General features: G+C 27.3%; 10 protein-coding genes. All 10 read right to left on the bottom strand.

Annotated elements, in window-relative coordinates; genetic code table 11:
* Window positions 1-153: 153 nt before the first annotated feature.
* The 10 genes from ACNH59_RS12170 to ACNH59_RS12125 all read right to left on the bottom strand — a co-directional run bounded on the left by ACNH59_RS12170 (window position 154) and on the right by ACNH59_RS12125 (window position 18,270).
* Complete coding sequence (locus tag ACNH59_RS12170) at window positions 154-1,797, bottom strand: hypothetical protein (protein ID WP_418262803.1); 1,644 nt, start codon at window positions 1,795-1,797, stop codon at window positions 154-156.
* 26 nt (window positions 1,798-1,823) lie between these two features.
* A complete protein-coding gene (locus ACNH59_RS12165; protein ID WP_418262802.1) occupies window positions 1,824-3,122 on the bottom strand; it encodes a hypothetical protein in 1,299 nt (432 codons plus the stop codon).
* Between the two features lie 50 nt (window positions 3,123-3,172).
* Window positions 3,173-4,279, bottom strand: a complete 1,107-nt coding sequence (locus ACNH59_RS12160; RefSeq protein ID WP_418262801.1) for a hypothetical protein — start codon at window positions 4,277-4,279, stop codon at window positions 3,173-3,175.
* Window positions 4,276-6,372 (bottom strand): DrmB family protein, encoded by a 2,097-nt coding sequence (gene drmB / locus ACNH59_RS12155; RefSeq protein ID WP_418262800.1) that lies wholly within the window; start codon window positions 6,370-6,372, stop codon window positions 4,276-4,278. The genes ACNH59_RS12160 and drmB overlap by 4 nt, the downstream gene beginning before the upstream one ends.
* 4 nt (window positions 6,373-6,376) lie before the next feature.
* On the bottom strand, window positions 6,377-10,660 hold the full coding sequence (locus tag ACNH59_RS12150) for a helicase-related protein (protein ID WP_418262799.1): 4,284 nt from the start codon (window positions 10,658-10,660) through the stop codon (window positions 6,377-6,379).
* Window positions 10,660-13,014 (bottom strand): hypothetical protein, encoded by a 2,355-nt coding sequence (locus ACNH59_RS12145; protein WP_418262798.1) that lies wholly within the window; start codon window positions 13,012-13,014, stop codon window positions 10,660-10,662. The genes ACNH59_RS12150 and ACNH59_RS12145 overlap by 1 nt, the downstream gene beginning before the upstream one ends.
* Window positions 13,005-14,672, bottom strand: coding sequence for an NERD domain-containing protein (locus ACNH59_RS12140; protein WP_418262797.1), 1,668 nt, complete (start codon window positions 14,670-14,672; stop codon window positions 13,005-13,007). Before ACNH59_RS12140 ends, ACNH59_RS12145 begins: the two co-directional genes overlap by 10 nt.
* 5 nt (window positions 14,673-14,677) lie before the next feature.
* Window positions 14,678-16,381, bottom strand: a complete 1,704-nt coding sequence (locus ACNH59_RS12135; RefSeq protein WP_418262796.1) for a DNA cytosine methyltransferase — start codon at window positions 16,379-16,381, stop codon at window positions 14,678-14,680.
* Window positions 16,382-16,678: 297 nt separating this feature from the next.
* Window positions 16,679-17,332, bottom strand: coding sequence for an ATPase (locus ACNH59_RS12130; RefSeq protein WP_418262795.1), 654 nt, complete (start codon window positions 17,330-17,332; stop codon window positions 16,679-16,681).
* 98 nt (window positions 17,333-17,430) lie between these two features.
* A complete protein-coding gene (locus ACNH59_RS12125) occupies window positions 17,431-18,270 on the bottom strand; it encodes a transcriptional regulator (RefSeq protein WP_418262794.1) in 840 nt (279 codons plus the stop codon).
* Window positions 18,271-18,364: the final 94 nt, after the last annotated feature.

The following is an 18,364-nucleotide window of genomic DNA, read 5'->3' as shown; positions in this document are numbered from 1 at the left end:
TTTCAATTATTGTCTTTGATTTGAAAGATTCAAATATTTTTTTTGTGAGATGTCCGAAATTTATATTTAAAAAAGCGTAATATACCATATTATTGAAAATCATCATAAAGTCATTGATACTTAAAAAAATCTATTTAAGTTAAACTTTGTATTTTATAAAAAATTAAATTTATTGTCAATGTCATCAAAATAAGGGTGTTGAATCATATATGACTTTCCAGTACTTTCAGAAGTGAAGTTGAATTTTATGTCTATATAACCTGTTGTTACTAATTTTTCAACATCATAAATTGTAAAAGCTCTATATTTTCCGTTGTACATATAAATCGTTGGAGCATTTATAATAAATATCCCTCTTATGTCGTAATCATCAAGTGATTCATTAAATGTGTTTGTAAATTTATTTTTAAAATGAGATTCAATAACTTTTTTGTTTTGTGTTGCCCATAGAACTTTTCTATCTAATTGTTTTTCATATTTATCTTTAAAATTGGCATAATCTCTACGCCAATTATTCATATCAAACCTTGATCTATTGTGTTTGCATTCGCATATGTAAATTATCCTATACTTTTTATCAAAAAATAATATATCTATATCACCAACTGTATTCTTAATATTTATATTTGTACCATTATCTTGTATAAACGACTCTATATCTATCTCATGATAAAGTTTATTTTTATCTAAAATATTTATGATAGGATCTTGTAATATCTTATCATGTGTATTATCTATCTTTTGAATAAAATTTTTTATCTCAGGGAATTCTTTCCATTCATCAGGATATAACCCGAAAGGAAAACAGTTTGTAGTTAAAGTTGTAAAGCTTTCAAGCCATTTGTTATAGCCAATTATATTATAAATTTTACCATCAACAATTAGTTCTAAAATGGGTCTGTAAATATGTCTATTTAAATCTTGGTTATTGTAAAAACATTTTTCGACCGATAAGCAATTATCTTTTCTGACCGTAAGTCCTAAATAAAAACTGCGAATAAAATTTTTATCACCTGGACTTTCATGTGTAATTTTTTGGATATGAGGTTCAATCATCGATAGAGAAAATCTGTAAATTGGACGATTTATTTGCTGAACAATAAATGAGGATAAATAATCATAACTTATATTGAAATTATCCTTAACCAAATCCTTAAATAGGTTAATTGAATCCGATAATGCTACATGAGAATTATGCTTAGGCATATCCTTAAAGATAAATCCAAATAATTCAGGATATGGTTGATAGGTTAAAATAACAAGTTCAGAATCTTCGATTTTTAAACCTATTGAATTCGGAAATAGTTGACTTCTAGCGATATATTCACTTAGAATATGACACCAAGCTCCTAAGTATAATAATTCTTCAATAATTTCAACATATTCATCAGCATTTTGCTTTAATTCGTCTATAAAACTAGGTGTCCCAATTAATTCTAGTTTAGTACTTTGCTCCAAAATAATTTTTAGTGTTCTTCTACTAGATGCAAAATCTTCCTCATTGATTCCTAAAGTTTTCCCTTGTGTTTGTAATTGCCATAATTCAATTGAATCTTCATGCAAGTATTGACAACATATAAAAAAAGTTACTTTTTTTTGCTCCGAAATTTTATCTTCAAATACTTTACATAATTTAAAAAAACACTTCTTTAGCAACCCCTGTACTATTGTAGACTCTTTAATTTCCAGCGTGCCAATTTCTTTTTCGACTTCTTGAGTAACTATTGGCCAATATTTTACACTAAAATCATAATTTGGCAGAACTGTTTTCTTGTTAAATATTGTTTTTATCCCCATTTTGTTATTAGTTTAATTACTTTATTTCAATGTTTTTCAATTGGTGATTTATTTTCTAGCCCCCAAGTTATCCAAAATTGTATGAAAGGACATTTACCATCTAATTTTGTCCTTTTCCATGGCGCAGAAACGCAATAATCGTTTACAATTTCTTCATTGGATTTTAAACAAAATTCATGCAGGTTGCATTTTAATCCACCGCTGTAAACATTTATGATTTGTTTAAAAACTAGTAACATATATGGCTGAGAAGCAAAAACAGTATCTCTAGGAGGAACATAGCCGCTTTCGAAATTTATATTTGAATAAAATGGGCTGCCCAATTTTTTAAATAAATCTAAAAAATACAAGCTTAATTTATTTGGTTCTTCAATAAACATATTCATAAAATTTGGATTATCTATTCTTATCCTATAAGCATTATTTAATATATGAATAAGCCAAGCAAGATCTTTTGCAAATATTTTTGATTTTAATGCATCATTTAAATGTGAAATAACCTGTTTTTGCGTTTCTTCGAATAGTTCATTTTGACTAGTAGTACCATTTTTATTTACAAAATTTAATTGTTTTTTAACAAAAAGGATTAAATCGTTCTCATTTTTTGGAACATAATTTGAATTCTTTAGTTCTTTTAGAATTGCAAAAAATTGTCTTGCTGGGTCATATGCCATTAATGAGATGTCACACAAAGCAATCATCATTCTTTTATTATTTCCAATTTCAGGATATTCTTTTTGAACAATTAGTTCCGCAACTAAATAAGGAACGTCTGGGTGTGAAACATTAAGTTGATAATCTGATTGAATTGCATGTGCAACATATTCTTTAATGCAAGTTGCGCCAAAATGAAAATTAAGTGACTTTCCTTTTTTGTTGTAATAAAAAACTTTATATTTTAAGGGATAAAATTTATTATCCTCATTGTCAGTGAATTCTATAGGCTCTTCAATATAATAGTCATATTTTATATAGTCAATTGGATTATTATCTCCTGTATATAAATTCAATAATTGTATATTGGTATTAGAATAGAAATCATCATTTAATTTTACCGGTGTTTCAAATAAATTAGAATCAAGTTGTAGAACAGTTTTATTTAAATCTTTTATATAGTTTATGTAAAAACTAGTCTGAAACAGACCAAAAGTAGTTGTAATGTTTTGAAGGAAATGAATATATTCATGTAGAAATGTTGAAAACAATTCAGGATTACTAAATATCAGACTATTTAAATCAAATATATTTTCATCAGTATTAATTCTTAAATGTAAAACACCAGGTTCATAAAAGCCTAGGATTTTGTCAAGGTCGTTTTGTATCATTATTGATTTAATATAAAAATTATTTAATTAGATAGTCAAATTAAAATGTATCAATTAGCTATTTTATCAAAAAAATAATTAATACGAATAAAATAATTAATTAATTTTTGACTATCATTTATACATTGCAAATAATTTTCATTAAAATAATCTATGTCATTACTATTTGGAATGTATTCATTTGAAAATCTATTCTTAATAATTTCAAAAATCAATTTTTGAATTGATTCATCTGAATCAAAATATTTCTTAAAAAGCTCTTTATTAGAAAGTTTATCATAGTTAACTAAATACTTACATGATTGTTCTAGTAATAAATTAAATTCATTCAACTTTTTCCCATATCCTGGCACTTTTGAGTTTCTTAAAGTGAATTCGTTTTCTAAAAATGGAGGTAAATTAATATTAAAAAGTAAAGAGTCAAGTATCTGATATAATTCATTCAAAACTATTTTTAAATTTATTTTCAAATTTTGAAGTTCTTTTTTTAAAGTTAAAATCAAATCATTTAATAATACAATACCTTTTATCTCATTATAAGGATTTGAATATTTTGTTTTCCAAAATTTAGCGTAATGAAATAATACTAGCGTAATTTCAGATTCTGAATTATTTTCAATTAATTTCAATCCTATCCATTCGATTAGTTTTTTTACTATTGGATTTTGGTTAACACTTTCTATCAACCAATCGTTGTTTGTTAAGTTTAATTGTTCAGTTAAAATTATTTTCGTTAAATCTTCATTATTTTTTAATGAATTTAAAATCAAAAATTTATCTTGGAAATCAATAGGTTTGTTTTTAATTAATTGTTCACCAAGAACAGATAGTAATTGTTTATTAGAATCTTCAAAGTAAATTGAGTTTAAAATTGATTCAAATTCAAAATCTTTTAATAAATCTATAACTTCTAAATAATCTCTTGTTTTATTTTGCAGCTCATTTTGAGATGAAGTAAATAAGTTAAAATCTTCACTATTTAAATTTTCATTTTCAAGTTCTTCTTCAGAGCTTTTTAAATACTCTTTTAATCTTTTTAAGGTATCTTTTTTTAAATATCTATTATAATGAAATATCTTTTGCTCTAAAGACATTCCTCTCATATCACTATGAAACTTGATTTTAATGAAATTCTCATTTTTAGAAAAAAAACTCATTTTATTAATTCTTTAAAGAAACCATTATTTTCATCTACTAAAATTCTTCTATCTAAATAAATATTTCGATGCTCACAAGATGTTTCACTTACAAGACTACATGAAAAGCACGATGCGAAATTTAATTCGAATAATCCTTGACCATCAGATTCCCAACACAAAGGATCACTATTACAAATAGTAGATCTTCGCAATGCACTTTGAATTAAATTTAATAAATTTTTTGGTCTAGTTTGCGCAATAAGTCCTCCCATACTTCCTTCAGCTCCTTCAGCTGTGTATATCATGCAACCATACATTTTGTATTTTTCATCATTTGAGACATAAATTCTTTCGGACAAAGATGCTGTTGGATAACCACATTTGAATTCTAATTCTCGCATAATTAAATGAGCAAAAGTATGTACTAGATATAACTGCCAATTATTCTCTAATCCATATTTAATAGCACCTTCTGAAAAAGTATCGCTCTTTTGATGCAACTCATATAAATTTTCATTTAATGATTTTATTCCATTGGAATTTGAAAATTCATTTATTAGTTCTTCATTAAAAGAAAAAAAGATTCCCTCTCCGTAATTTTCAACTACCGGATATACTTGGACACTATCAGGTTTAGAGCTAAAAATATTTTTTGAGCAAATATTATCGGCATCAGAATCTACAGGAACAACTCTTGAAAAATCAAGTTGAGCGGAAGTGATTTTCATATTATCTATTCTAAGTATTCTTGAAAAATACTTTTCTAAGTTTGAACCGGTAATGTTTGAAGTCACATCTTTTACTTTTAAATGCTCATTAACTTTATCAACATTTATTTCATCTTCATCTTTTAATACTAAAGCTCTATATTCTTCGAAGCGATATCGTATATCTTTTTCAGAATCCTGAATTTCTTCAACTAAAGAATTATTTTGAATTTCAGTCTTTAGATAAGTCATTATACTATTTATTCTCATTGCCTCTTCAAAATTTTTATCATCCATCGCTAATTCCAATTCTCTTTCAAGAGAATTCAATTTTAATGTTTTTTCATCTAAGAATAATTCGTCAGGCATATATATACTAGAAAGCATTCTAGAATAGTATAAATTATTTCCTGTTGTTAAGGCTACCTTCATCGCTTTCGTTGATGAACAATTTTCTAATGGAGGCATTTTAGACCTTGAGTTAGAATTACCAGAATGATATTTAAGTTCACCATTATTAGATGTTATGGCTTCCCATGGTTTGTGCCCTGGGCATTTAATTTTCACACTCATCAATCCTTTTAATGAGGTTTGTTTACCACAGCTTTCACATTTTAGCCATTTTCCATCAAAACCTGATGCGTTGGCTGTGCTTGAAGTAATTTTAATTATGGAAGTATTAGAATCTTCTGTACCACAACATGGTTGTGATTTAAATAATTCAATAGGTTTTTCAGAATTTATTTCCATAGGAGAATCGGTCCTCCATCTTAAAAATTTTGACCATGGAAAATCACTGATATGGCCATGATCACATATTAGGACAATATTATCTTGAGTTAAATTTGATATACTATTTTCAGTATTATATTTTGGAGGAAAGAATTTTGCTCCATATTGATCATCATTTTTCTTGTTTTTACACCATTCATTATACCATTCTTTGTAAAACTTGTAGTGTTTACTTTTATCGAAAAATACTTTTGGCATAAAAGAACTATTAATTGCTAATTCATTTCCACTATTTTTAATTTTATTAGAAAAATCTTGAACAGCGATATCAGGAATAAGAACTAAATATTTTAATTCAGTTAACCCTTTTCTATTTATTAAAGACTCAAGTAATCTAGCGTCATTTGAAATACCTATATTGCCGTTTCTCTCTAGTCTTGCTTGTTTTACAACATAATCCTTTATATTCTTTTCTTTTACTCCTGTATCAACTGCATCCTTTTGAATATCCAGTATTTTTTTTAAAAAACCCCATTCTTCGATACATGAAACAATGATACTACCATATGCAGTATGTACAATTGAACCAGGACCACCATATGCTGATAAAAGTTTAAATTTACTAATTGCTTCATTTGCCTGTGTATTATCAAAATATTGTTTTGCTGCCATAATTTTATTGTTGAACTGTTTTAATTACTACTGAAGGGTCAATTTCTCTTAGTGAATAACCAACTTTCCAGTGATCAGGATTATTATTGTCACTTAATCTAATAAACAAAGAATTCAAAATCATGTCTTTTTTATAAAAAAATAATTCAGGAATAGGTTCACTTCCATCTAATTTTTTAAACCAATTATTTAAAAGTTTTTCAACCTTATTATTTAAATCTATCAACTCTTCTTCAGAAATGATACCATCAACACTTGATTTTACATTATGAGTTCTTGATTTTAAATAATTGTCTAGTTTAATTGCATTGTTTTCAATTTCAATAATTTGATTAGTAATTCTCTCTTTGATTTGATTAATTTTAATATCGGTAATATTACACGCATCTGCATTGTTCATTAACATCAAAGTCTCATCATGTCTAATCATAACTGATAAAAACATTGCTAAGTATCTTTCCATTGCTTTACTTGCAAATGGGGTAACTGAAATTGGTTCTACATAACTGTAAAATTTCTCGTGAAATTCTTTAAATTTTTGATAGTGTGAAATGTCTCGAGATCTAAATGGATGATGAACAGTAAATACAATTCCTTCTTTACTTCTTGCAACCCTACTTGAAGCTTGGATATATTCTGCAATATTTCTTGGCATTGAACTTATTATCATAGTATTGAATCTTGATACATCAATACCAACCGAAATCATATTTGTAGATATCACAAACTCTGGAGGATTATTAGAATTTAATTTTAATGTATTACCATCATTTGAAATTAGACTCCATTTTTTTTCAATGTTTGACAGATTAGACTTTACATCTTCACCTGTCAATCTTCCTGTAAGTTCTGAATAATCAATGTTACTTTCGTTTCTAATTAGCTTATCTAAAAAGCTCCATAAGACAGTGTTTTTTGTAACAAAATTTACATCTCCGGGTAAATAATGACTTAATTGTGATTGTGTCTTACCAACATCTTTTAGACTATTAAAATAAGATAAAACAGTATGATAATAATCAAACACATCTTTATGCTCGTTTATTAACTCAGGTTTTTCAAATATTTCATCATTTGTATAACACTCCTTAAGATATTTTAATCTATGTGTAAGTGAAATTGATGCTATCCTTAATTGTATCCAAACTTGTGTTTTTCCAACAGGTAAAATCCCTAGATATTTTCGATTTGAAATATACTTTTCATCATTATTTTCATCGATGTATCTTTCATAATATGCAAAAAATGAATCGTCTGATACTATTCCTTGTTTTGGAAATATTTCAGATCGTCTATTAAATAGAGCAAATATTTGTTTGTCTGTATTTCTTGTAGTTGCTGTAGAAGTAACTATTTTAGGTTTTATACCATTTTCTGTACATAAGTAATCTATACTTTTTTCAAAAAGTCCTACAGCTGACCCTAAAGGGCCAAGTAAAAGATGTAACTCATCCTGTATTATTAATTCTGGTGGTAAAGTGTCATGATTGTATCCTTTTCCAAATAATCTCCTAGAATCTTTATTTCTTTCTGAAGTATTTGTGGATACATTATTTGCTAAAGCAGCAAATTTATCTACCGTCCCAAAAAGTAGTGTCGGAGGGTATTTATAAATATCCTCATCAAATAATCTTAAAGGTAGGCTAAATTCATTGCTAGGTCTATTTCTTCCCATCCCCTTAAAAGTACAGGATGAATTATTGCAACAAATGTTTAATTGATCATTTATTCCATAATTATTTCGTGATGGTTTACTAGTATGAGAAACATTACTTAATTCTTTATCAATAAATAAATCGCTGCCACACCATGGGCATTCAGTAAATGGTATATTTGTACTCACTTTTTTGCCGCCTTCAATACAAGCTGCTATTTTCTCAAGTTCTTTCTCCATACTTGTATCATTAGAATTACCAGTTCCTTTCCATTGATTAGGCAATGAGCCAGAACCAACAAATAAACCAATTGTAATTCTCGAAACACCTAGACTATAAGAATTAGGTATTGAAAAACTATCTTTACGGATGGCTTCTAATGCGCAAATTAACATAGTTGCTCTTTGAAACTGTTGCAATGTTAACAACCTCAATGTATAACGCATTAAAACGGTTGTTCCAGTACCTCTTTCAACATTGGTAAAACGTCTATATCCAATAACGAATGCAATTATCCCTAAATAGGCTTCTGTTTTACCCCCTCCAGTTGGAAACCAAACTAAATCTGCTATCTCATTTCTTTCAGGCCAACCATTGGAAAATATGTTTTCAACAGTTTTGTCGTCTAGATCTGGTCTAACAAATGCATCAATGTTTAGTAGAATAAAAGCAATTTGAAATGAACGCCATTTATAATCATTTCCTCCAAGATTTATATTTTTATAAAATTCTTCTGTATTTGAAGTAGAAGTAAAGGGTTTCTTAATACTATGATGTAATTGCATAAACATAGCTGTATTCATTAGCCTGAATGCAGCCATTGCTTTCGAATCATTACTAAGTAATTTAATGTTCCTTAGTAATCTTATATAATCTTTATCACAAGCTAATAGTTGTTTCTTTAAGAGTTCCTTTTCTTCTCCTTTAAGTAAATTTTCATTATTAAGATTCTTTTGTTTCTCTTCAATCCATATTTTGTATTCATTCACAAAATCTTTTAAACCCTCTAAAACATCACTATCCGTAACGTCGGATAAAGTTGAAAGGTATCGCATAGATAAAATAGAATCATTTTCAATTCTTGAAACTATTTTTCCATTAACAATTTTACTTGGTTTAAAATCTACTTTTGGCGTTTCTTGCTCTGGAAGAAATTCTGTTGTAATAAACTTACATTTATTAACATTACCCCAATTTACAGATGTGTTGTATCCTTCACCAAAGTCATGGAAATTTCTGTAGAGTAACTTATTAAAGTTATCTTCTTCATCAAAATCTAATAATTGAGGAGGATTATATTGCTTTAGTGTATTTTCTTTAATCTCGTCAACTTTTAATTGAATACCAAAATATGCCTTTAAGTTTGCTTCATCTTTTTTGTTTAATTGAGGAGGCTCATTTTCCTTAAGAATAATATTTGCCTTATTAATCAATAATATTTTAACAAAAATTTCTTCATTTTTACGAATATATTGTACCGAATATATTAAATCTGAAACCTCTTTAATGTTATTATCAATAACTTGATTATTTAATCTAAATATTTTACTGGTTCCATCATGTTTTGGTAAAGAGATTGAAATGTTTTCAAAAGTTTTTGCCTCCCAAATTGGAGAAGAATTTCTTGGTTTATATACAGATTTTAAATCAGTTACATAATTTTTTAACTGATTGAATATTTCAATTTCCTTTATAAGTTTTTTATAATATGAATAATTAGATAAATCTTCTTTTAGTTTACTTTTAATATGATTAATTATGCTGTTATCATAAAGTGAAGCTACATTTTTATATTCATTGCCGCTATAATTTATTGATTCTGAAATTGAATAAAACTGAAAATCATAATCACCTTTAATACCATAATATATAACACCATTTTTTTGTTTAAGTTCGACTATTTCTGTTTTGAAAACATCACTTATAGTTTTTAAAAGAGTTGCTTGGAAATAATTATTTAAATGAATATAATCTACATCATAAATATTATTCTTATTAATTTCTTGATTAAGACATATAAAAAGGTTGTTATTTTTTCTAATTGATGAAAATAATGGTTTAAAATAATTCTCAATTGCAATTTCAATTTCATTATCATATTCAGAAACTAAACAAGATAGTTTACTGCTAAAACATTCCTTTTTATTTATATTATGATATTTTCTAAATGAAACACTCACATTCAAATCATCTTGCAAATTAGTTTCTTTACCTACAACAAATGAGAGACCAAATGAATTGGGATAGTTCTGCTGTTTACTAACTAAACTTTCCTCAGTATTGTCAATATTTCTATCATCATCTCCACCCTTTTCTATATCCTCTGTATCTGGATTTTCTCCATCAATATCCGATTCTGAAAATTTCTCTTTGAGTTGTGTTTCCGTTCCTTTTGACACCCTTGTTTCAGGAAAAAGAATTGCAGAACTATATTGATAAGCAGGAACCTCAGCTAAAATTTCACTCTTGTTATCTATTGGATTTACATTTTTGACTTTAAAGTCAATTCCGTTAAATTCACTTGTATCCCATTTTTCTATAAAGAAAAAGCGGTTGTTAAAAGCACCAGGTCCAATTATCTGCTCACGAACAAATAACTCAAGACTATTTCTTTTTTTTCTAAAATCATTCATCAATTTAAATTTTTTATTTCTTTTACTTCTTGAAAATTTATTTCATTTGTCATAGAAGATAGAATTGATTTTGCTATTTCTTTTGTGTTAATTTCTTCATCGTTTTCGAATATTGAAATATTATTTTCAATATATATAGAAGCTTTTGATATTAAATCAGGGTTTTCAATCTCACTTAAATAATTGTTTTTCAAACACAAATCATATATTTGTTTGTATATTTTTTTTATTTCATTCAAATGTTTTCTTCCATAATGGGCAATCCATGCTTGAAACATATCATTTGAATTAATTCCTAAAAATTCACAAATGATTTTCCAGTGCTCTTTTTTCTTTGGTAGAATAAATTTATCCAAACTAAAGTCCTTTGAATCAATTACATATTTTTGGTTAAAATATCTACTATGGATATATTCTAGACCTAATTTCTCTAGAGTATTATAGACATTGTCATACTTTGATAATTGTATTTGAAATTCGATTACTGAATCAGGTACTTTACTAAGTTTGTCTACTAATTTATCTCTACTTATTGCGGAACTGACTTCACTTTGTAATATAAAATCATCACCAATATTTAATTGAGAAATACAACTTGAAATAAGAGTGTTTTTTCTAATTAAAATAGTAGTATTTCCTTTTTCAACATATTCTATACCTTGAATTGTATTTACTATATATTCCTTATTATCACTTTCTTTTTTTTCTTTGTTATTGAACTCGATTTCTTCATCATTATAAAAAATAATATCCTCACCTTCAATATTTACATTTTCAATTTCAATTTCAATATTCTCTTGCTTGTATTTCCTTCTGTAATTTATTATGTCTTTTTTTATATTTTGAATTAATTCTAACTTAGATTTTTGATATTTTTCTTTGTTGTTAGAAAATTGGGCATCAATATCTTCTCTAATAGGATTCAATAATGGTTCATACTGATAATTTAAAATATGGTATTTTATCCAAGGTTGATAATTAAAATATATGAAATCAGGAATTATTACATTAAAATCAGATTTTTTTGAAAGTATATTGACTAGATTAATAATATTAAAGGCATCTAATAATAATATATTTTTTTCATTGAGGTAGTAATCAATTTCGTTATTATCAATAAAAAGTACCCTACTATTTAAATCATGTAAATAGTGTTTAAATGAATTTAATGATTTCTCTAGTTTTTTCTTTCGAGTCCCTTTTATTTCAGGTAACAATAGTACTGGTTTTTTTATGTCATTAATTAATTGTTTACCCCAGTCCAATTCATGTAATAAATAAATTATTTTTTTTATTTCATTAATTATTGGTTTTTCCGCAACAATAGGATAATCAATTTTAAACATTTCAAACCAATCCTCTTTTGGGAGTGATGGATTAATAAATAAAAACCAATATTTTGGGAATGGATTAGTAAATTTATTAAACTCATATTCATTCCAATGGACTTTAAAACTACTTAAAATTTCAAATATTTCTAAATTATGATTAGTCTCAAATATTTTAAAATCAGGAATTAATACAGGTAAGTTAGTATTGTTAGGTTTAATCTCCTCTGGTAATAAAATAATATCATGCTCTTGTAAATTATTGTAGCAGAAGCGAGAATTAATATTTAAATCAAATTTCTTTTTTCCAATATTTGACAGGTAATCATGAATATTTTTGTGATAAGGATACTTTAGTGTAATTAGATTTACAATGTCTTGTTTGCAAGTTTCATCTTCATATTCAATAACTTCTTCTAAAGACATATCAGAATTATATTTTAATGTATTAAAAAGAATATACTCATAATATCTAATTTGTTCTCCAGTATGAATTGATAGACATAAATCAAAATTAAAATCAATTAAAATTGGATGATTTATCAATCTTTGATTACTTATGCTTTTAAATAATTTAAATGTATTATATGTGATACGCCAATGGGAATTTTCAATTTGTTCTTTACGAAATATTGGCAAAAATCTATTTGTTTCAACTACTATATTATCTGACCATATCAAGAAATTACCAGACTTTTTCACAAAGTCAATTGTTGATTTTCCAGAACTAAAATTATTCCTTTTTGTATTATAATCAAAGATGTTTAAGAGACAAGTACCTTCAAAATTCGAAACTGGATTCTTTTTTAAAAGTCTATAGGTAAGTGAAAATAGACGAACGTAATCGTAAATTATATTTAATAACTTTTCATCATAACTAGGTAAGTAAAGAGTTAATTTTTCTTGGCTTGATATCAAAAAATTATAATACCATTTACCAATCACTTCCAGAATATAAGGTCTATTATCTTGAATTTCTAAAGTCTCAAGAACCACATCATGAATTTTATTAAATATTACTTCCATAATATAATTTTAAGTGAATTCATTGCTCTAGTTGCTCCAATATAATTTTGAACTTTGGTACTGTCATTTAATTCCTTAGTAATTAAATAAACCGATTCGTTTTCTAAACCTCTGTATTTAATAGGACTGCTATATCTAACTTTATTTGAAGAAATATTAATGTTAGCTTCTGTTAATTCTTCAATATCTCTATAAAAGAATTCACTTACTATTTTTGTAAAATCTTCAATTAAATGGCTATGTATTAGTATGATTTTTTCCGAACTTGTAAAATTTACATCATTTAAAATAAAGCTAAATAATTCTAACTTTTGCTTTAAATCATCAACACAAATCAAGCTGCTTTTATACTTGTTTTTTATTTTTCCATATTCATTATACAATAAGCAATTTGAAATTTCTCCTATTTCTATATTCTGGGCGCAACGATAATTCTCATCAAAATAATAGTGTGTATATCCAATTTCAATAAAGAAATCTGTATACCAAGCTAATTCCTTCAGATTAGATGCAATTGCTTGATCAGGGTCATATAAAACTAAAATCTTAGGTTTGCCTAATTTTGAATTTAATTTCTCGATGAAATCATATAATCCTTTATCAAAGTATTCCTGTGCCTCATCAAATATTAAAAAATCTATATCTGCTGCAACACTTTCTTGCGTTACTACATCCGAAAATATTCTAAAATTTATGTTGTTAGGGTCTAATTGATAATCATTAAGGATAATATGTTCTAATTTGGATCTAATTAATTTATTTGCGCAATAAACAATGCCTTTTTGCTGTTTTAATAATTTTTCAGCTAAAAACTTTATTGCCAGTGCCGTTTTTCCAGTACCAGGAGCTCCTTGTATTATAACATTTTTGTTGCGACTTAAACCTTTTAAAACTTCATAGTTTTCTTTTAAAATTAATTCAGCATTTATTCTATCAGGATTATAACCGTAAGTGGTTTGTGTTGGGAAAAGTTCAGATTTTAATCGTTTTAATTCTTTTGAACTCAATTCAGGATATTGCTCGTAAGCTTTTTTTGAAATAGCTTCGGCACTTAAATTAGGGAATAGTTCCTTTACCGTTCTAATTCTTGCTTTTCTTCCTAATTCGTTAATAAACTTGAAAAAAATATTTTGAATTGCTCTTTCATCCAAACCAGTAATATCTGCTTTTGAAAAGAATATATCTCTATAACCAATTAACTGAGGACTTTTTAAAATGAAACCAGCTTCGTGTGGAAGAACTACTGCTCGGTAAACAAAAACAGAAGAGTCAATCAGTTTTTTAAAAGTATGAACATATTCTTTAGCTTGAGTAAATGGATTTTGAGTTTCATATTCTTTACCTTCACCTGAAGAGAAATAGCAATCATTTTCGTCAACTCTTAGACCGCCACCTTTTACTTCAATTATTAACAAACCTTGTTTAGAAAGTAAAAGAAAATCAACTTGCCCTTCAACTTTTCTTTTGCTAGATGGATGAGTTGATAAATTATAGTTATGCTTAAAATACCAAATTTCATCCTGAACAAATTTATTTTTATTAAAGGAAAGAAATTGTTCATATAACCAAAGTTCACCAAATAGGGTATTTCCATCTTGATTAATAATGATAGCTTCTAAATTTTGTTTAGCATAATTATCAATAAAATGTATTGGCATATTTTTTAGTTTGAATTAGCAATAGTTGCTATTTTATTAATAGCATATAAAGCAAAAAGTTGTTTTGTTGGCACCGTCTTTTTAAGAAAAATAGTAGTGTCAATTTGGACAAAGTTTGGTTCATCAATTATAGTTTTTTCTATAATATTACCTACTTCATCAACAAGACGAGTTGGTTCCAAAAAATCTCCAATGGACTTTTGTAATTCAAACATTTCTTGAAGTTTGTTAGCACTACCTATTTTTTCAGAAAACCCGTTATTTATGACTTCTAAAAATTTAGTCCCGCCTTTAAATTTTAAAATAATAGACTCAAGTTTTTTAAAATATTCATCCTCTATGTGCTGAATAGGAAATCCTTTTCCAGTGCCATATTGTATTGAAGTTCTCCATTTTCCATCAGCTTTATTATTTTTTTCAATATTGTAATTTGAAAGTGTAACTGTCAGATTTCCTTCTTTTACTGGTTGCCATCTACATCTAGCATTTTTATTTTTTATTGGAGGATTGTCAAATGTTTTTCTGGAATAATTATTTAAATTTAATACACCTTTTAAATTAGGAATACCATTAGTAATTAATTTCAATTCCTGTTTAATACCTAGAGTACTTAATACTGTTGATGCAAACGCTCTACTTACAGAAGCACAAACCGCATTACCCACTAAACGCCATTTAGCATTTTCAGAGCCCACGAATTGATAGGTAATAGGAAACCCCATGATTATTGCAGCTTCTCTTACTGTTGGAAGTCTATATTCACCATCTCCAGTTCTGTTAATTTCTGATTTATAAATTATAGATTCTCTTGAATTGGCTATTTTAGTAGCAGTTATCGTTCTGCTTGGGTTATTTACATTTTCAGGGAATGACATTTTTCCCATAAATGGATGGTTTGTTTTCCAATGTTTGGAAAATCGCCATTCTGCTTCGTAAACACCTGTATCATAGAAATGATCTGTGATTTTATCTTGTTCAAGTTCTATAGGATATTGAATGTCCTTAATTAGAACTTTACTCTTTTTTTCAAAAGGTGAGGGAAAGTTCCTCTTAATTAAACTAATAGAATTGTAAAGTGGTAAATTAAGTTGAGAATCTTTTTGTTGATGAGTTGGTTGAGGAATAATTAATTTTTTCTTTTTAATAATTTCACCTGAGATAACCCTTTTTCTTGATTGAATCGAACCGTAATCAGCTGAATTTATTACTGATGTATTTTCAAATAAATCAATTGCGATTTTTAACGGACTAATTCTGTGTTTATTTGCCCATTCAGTTAATCCTAAATCTTTAAATGTATATTGAGTTTGTAAGTATCTTTTAGAGTTTACTACATTTTCCATAAACCAAGCTTTCAAAATGGAATTTGGTTGATGTTTCTTTACTGCCACTATTCTTAAAAATGTTTCTGTTAATTCAACTCCTAGAGATTTGTCTGCATTTCCAGACTTATTAGAACTTGAAAAACTTACACAAGGTGGGCTACCGATTATTATGTCAGTGTCAAGTAGATTTTCTATTTCTTCAATTGATTTCTTGAAATCTAAAATATTTTTTACTTGACATTCTAAATTAAAATTATGGTTATATGTATCAATAGCGGGTTTCCAATGATCATAACCATGTTTAATTTCAAAACCCATTTGTTTGAAACCTTCGGAAAAACCTCCAGCACCACAAAAGAAATCTATGACTGTTAAATTATTCATTTATTGTTGTACTTGTATTAAATTCATACTCTGTAAATCTAAATATTTTTAACAAATAAACCTATTCAAATTATGAACAGGTTGTTAAAATTATAAATACATTCCTACATATTAATGGGCGGTTATTTAATTGACTGTAAATATATATACTATAAATAAAATAATTTTACGGTTTTCCACATTTGAAGAAAAAAGATTATCTTTTGTCTTTTGAATTCGTATCAAAGGAGATCACATTAAACATATATTTACAGGTTTTTTATTTTTTCAATAGGAGTTCATGAATGTTCAATTTATTTAACGTTTGTCTTTAGTATTTAAATCGAATGATACTAAATTGAACATTTGTCTCATTCTTGAGCGTAACCGGTTTCCATATAGTTTTTCAATTTCTGAAGCTGATAAGTTTGTAGTAATGTGGGTTATTGATTTGTTTTCAATATATTGCTCATAACGTGTAATTAATATTTCTGCCATCACGTTACAATCGTTACCAAAGTGTTTGATTTGTTGTTCAGCTCCTAAGTCATCAAAACAGAATCCTGGAAGTCGGATTTGGTTATTGGATTTATGTGTATATGGATTTAAAGCTTCATAACCATGTTTTGCAAATTCAAAAGAAATTTCTCTGCAGGTTTTAATTTTATAGTCTGTGTAATGATTGGAAAATGGTTTTAGCAATTGCATGATGGATGTTTTGCCACAACCAATTGGACCAGACAATAAAATACCTTTATTAAGATTGATTTTTAATTTATCAGCTATTTTTTGGTCTTTGATCATGTAAATAATCAATTTGTAAATTGTTGGAATATCTTCTTGACAAATTTTGAAGGATTGGCCATAACGGATTTTTCCTTGATGGTTTATGAATAGTAAACAGTTGTTGAAGTCGTATATTTTTTGATTGTTTTGGATGGTAAAACAATCGGAGATGTTTGAGATATTCATTTTTTAGGGATTAGAGATTAGTAAATAGGGATTAGGGAGAGAATATTCCTCGACTACGCTCGAGATGATAGTTCAGAAGAACCTGAAACGAGTTCAGGTTAAAGAGGTTCTGAATAGTTTTTTTCGTTGGGCACGTGAAGGTGATTTGGTTTTATTATTTCTGAATTTTGAGTTTTAAACTTTTCTGAATTTAAAATCCAGTTTCGAGCTGCAGCCTTCCAGTCTTTCATTTTTGATTTCCCACCCACTAGCCAACCGTTACTTTGGAAATGATTGTAGAATTTTTCAGCATCGATTTGGGTTGTGTTTTTTTCTTTGAAAAAAGCAATCACATTTGACAATTCTGGAGGAATGGCATTCGTGTTATCAATTACTTTTTTTTCGCGCAACTTTTTTTTGGTTTGAGTTGCCTCGCCAAGCTCGTGATGACTAGATTCATTTTTGAACTGGTTATTTTTTTTATTTTTTGCTTGCTCTTCTATGTTTGAATTGTTTATACTGTTTGTATTGTTTATTATGTTTATAGAAGATACCAGCGCTTGTTCAGTGCTTGTATCATTACAAGTTTTGTTCTTGTTTACTGCTTGTTCATTAACTTGTTTATTTTTAAGTTGGGTTACTTCTTTTTTTCGAAGTGGTTTTAACTCACTTGAAAGATTTACCATTCGAACCAAACTTCCTCGAAATGGATTATAGGATGGTTCGTAAATAACATATCCTTTTTCATGTAGCTCTCTCATGCATTTGTGGTAGGTGGCTTTTGAACAAATTTTACTAATTCTCATTACCTCATCACGAGTTATACTGATTGGATTTTCAAAACGGTTGAGGTTCCAAAACTGGAATAGTGAAATGTATAGACTCACATGAGTAGGGTTAAGGTCATAATCATGGACTAATTTGTCAAAAAAGCCAGTGAGGTGTTTTATGTAATTCATGGTTGAAGTATTAAGATAGGAGTATTAAGTATTAAGACTTTTTTGCAATCACAAGCTTCGCAAGTGCCATTGCAGTTCGTTTGAGTTGTTTCTA

Source organism: Flavobacterium faecale, from assembly GCF_048320115.1.
GTDB lineage: Bacteria > Bacteroidota > Bacteroidia > Flavobacteriales > Flavobacteriaceae > Flavobacterium > Flavobacterium faecale_A.
This window is presented reverse-complemented; position numbering and strand designations above follow the sequence as displayed.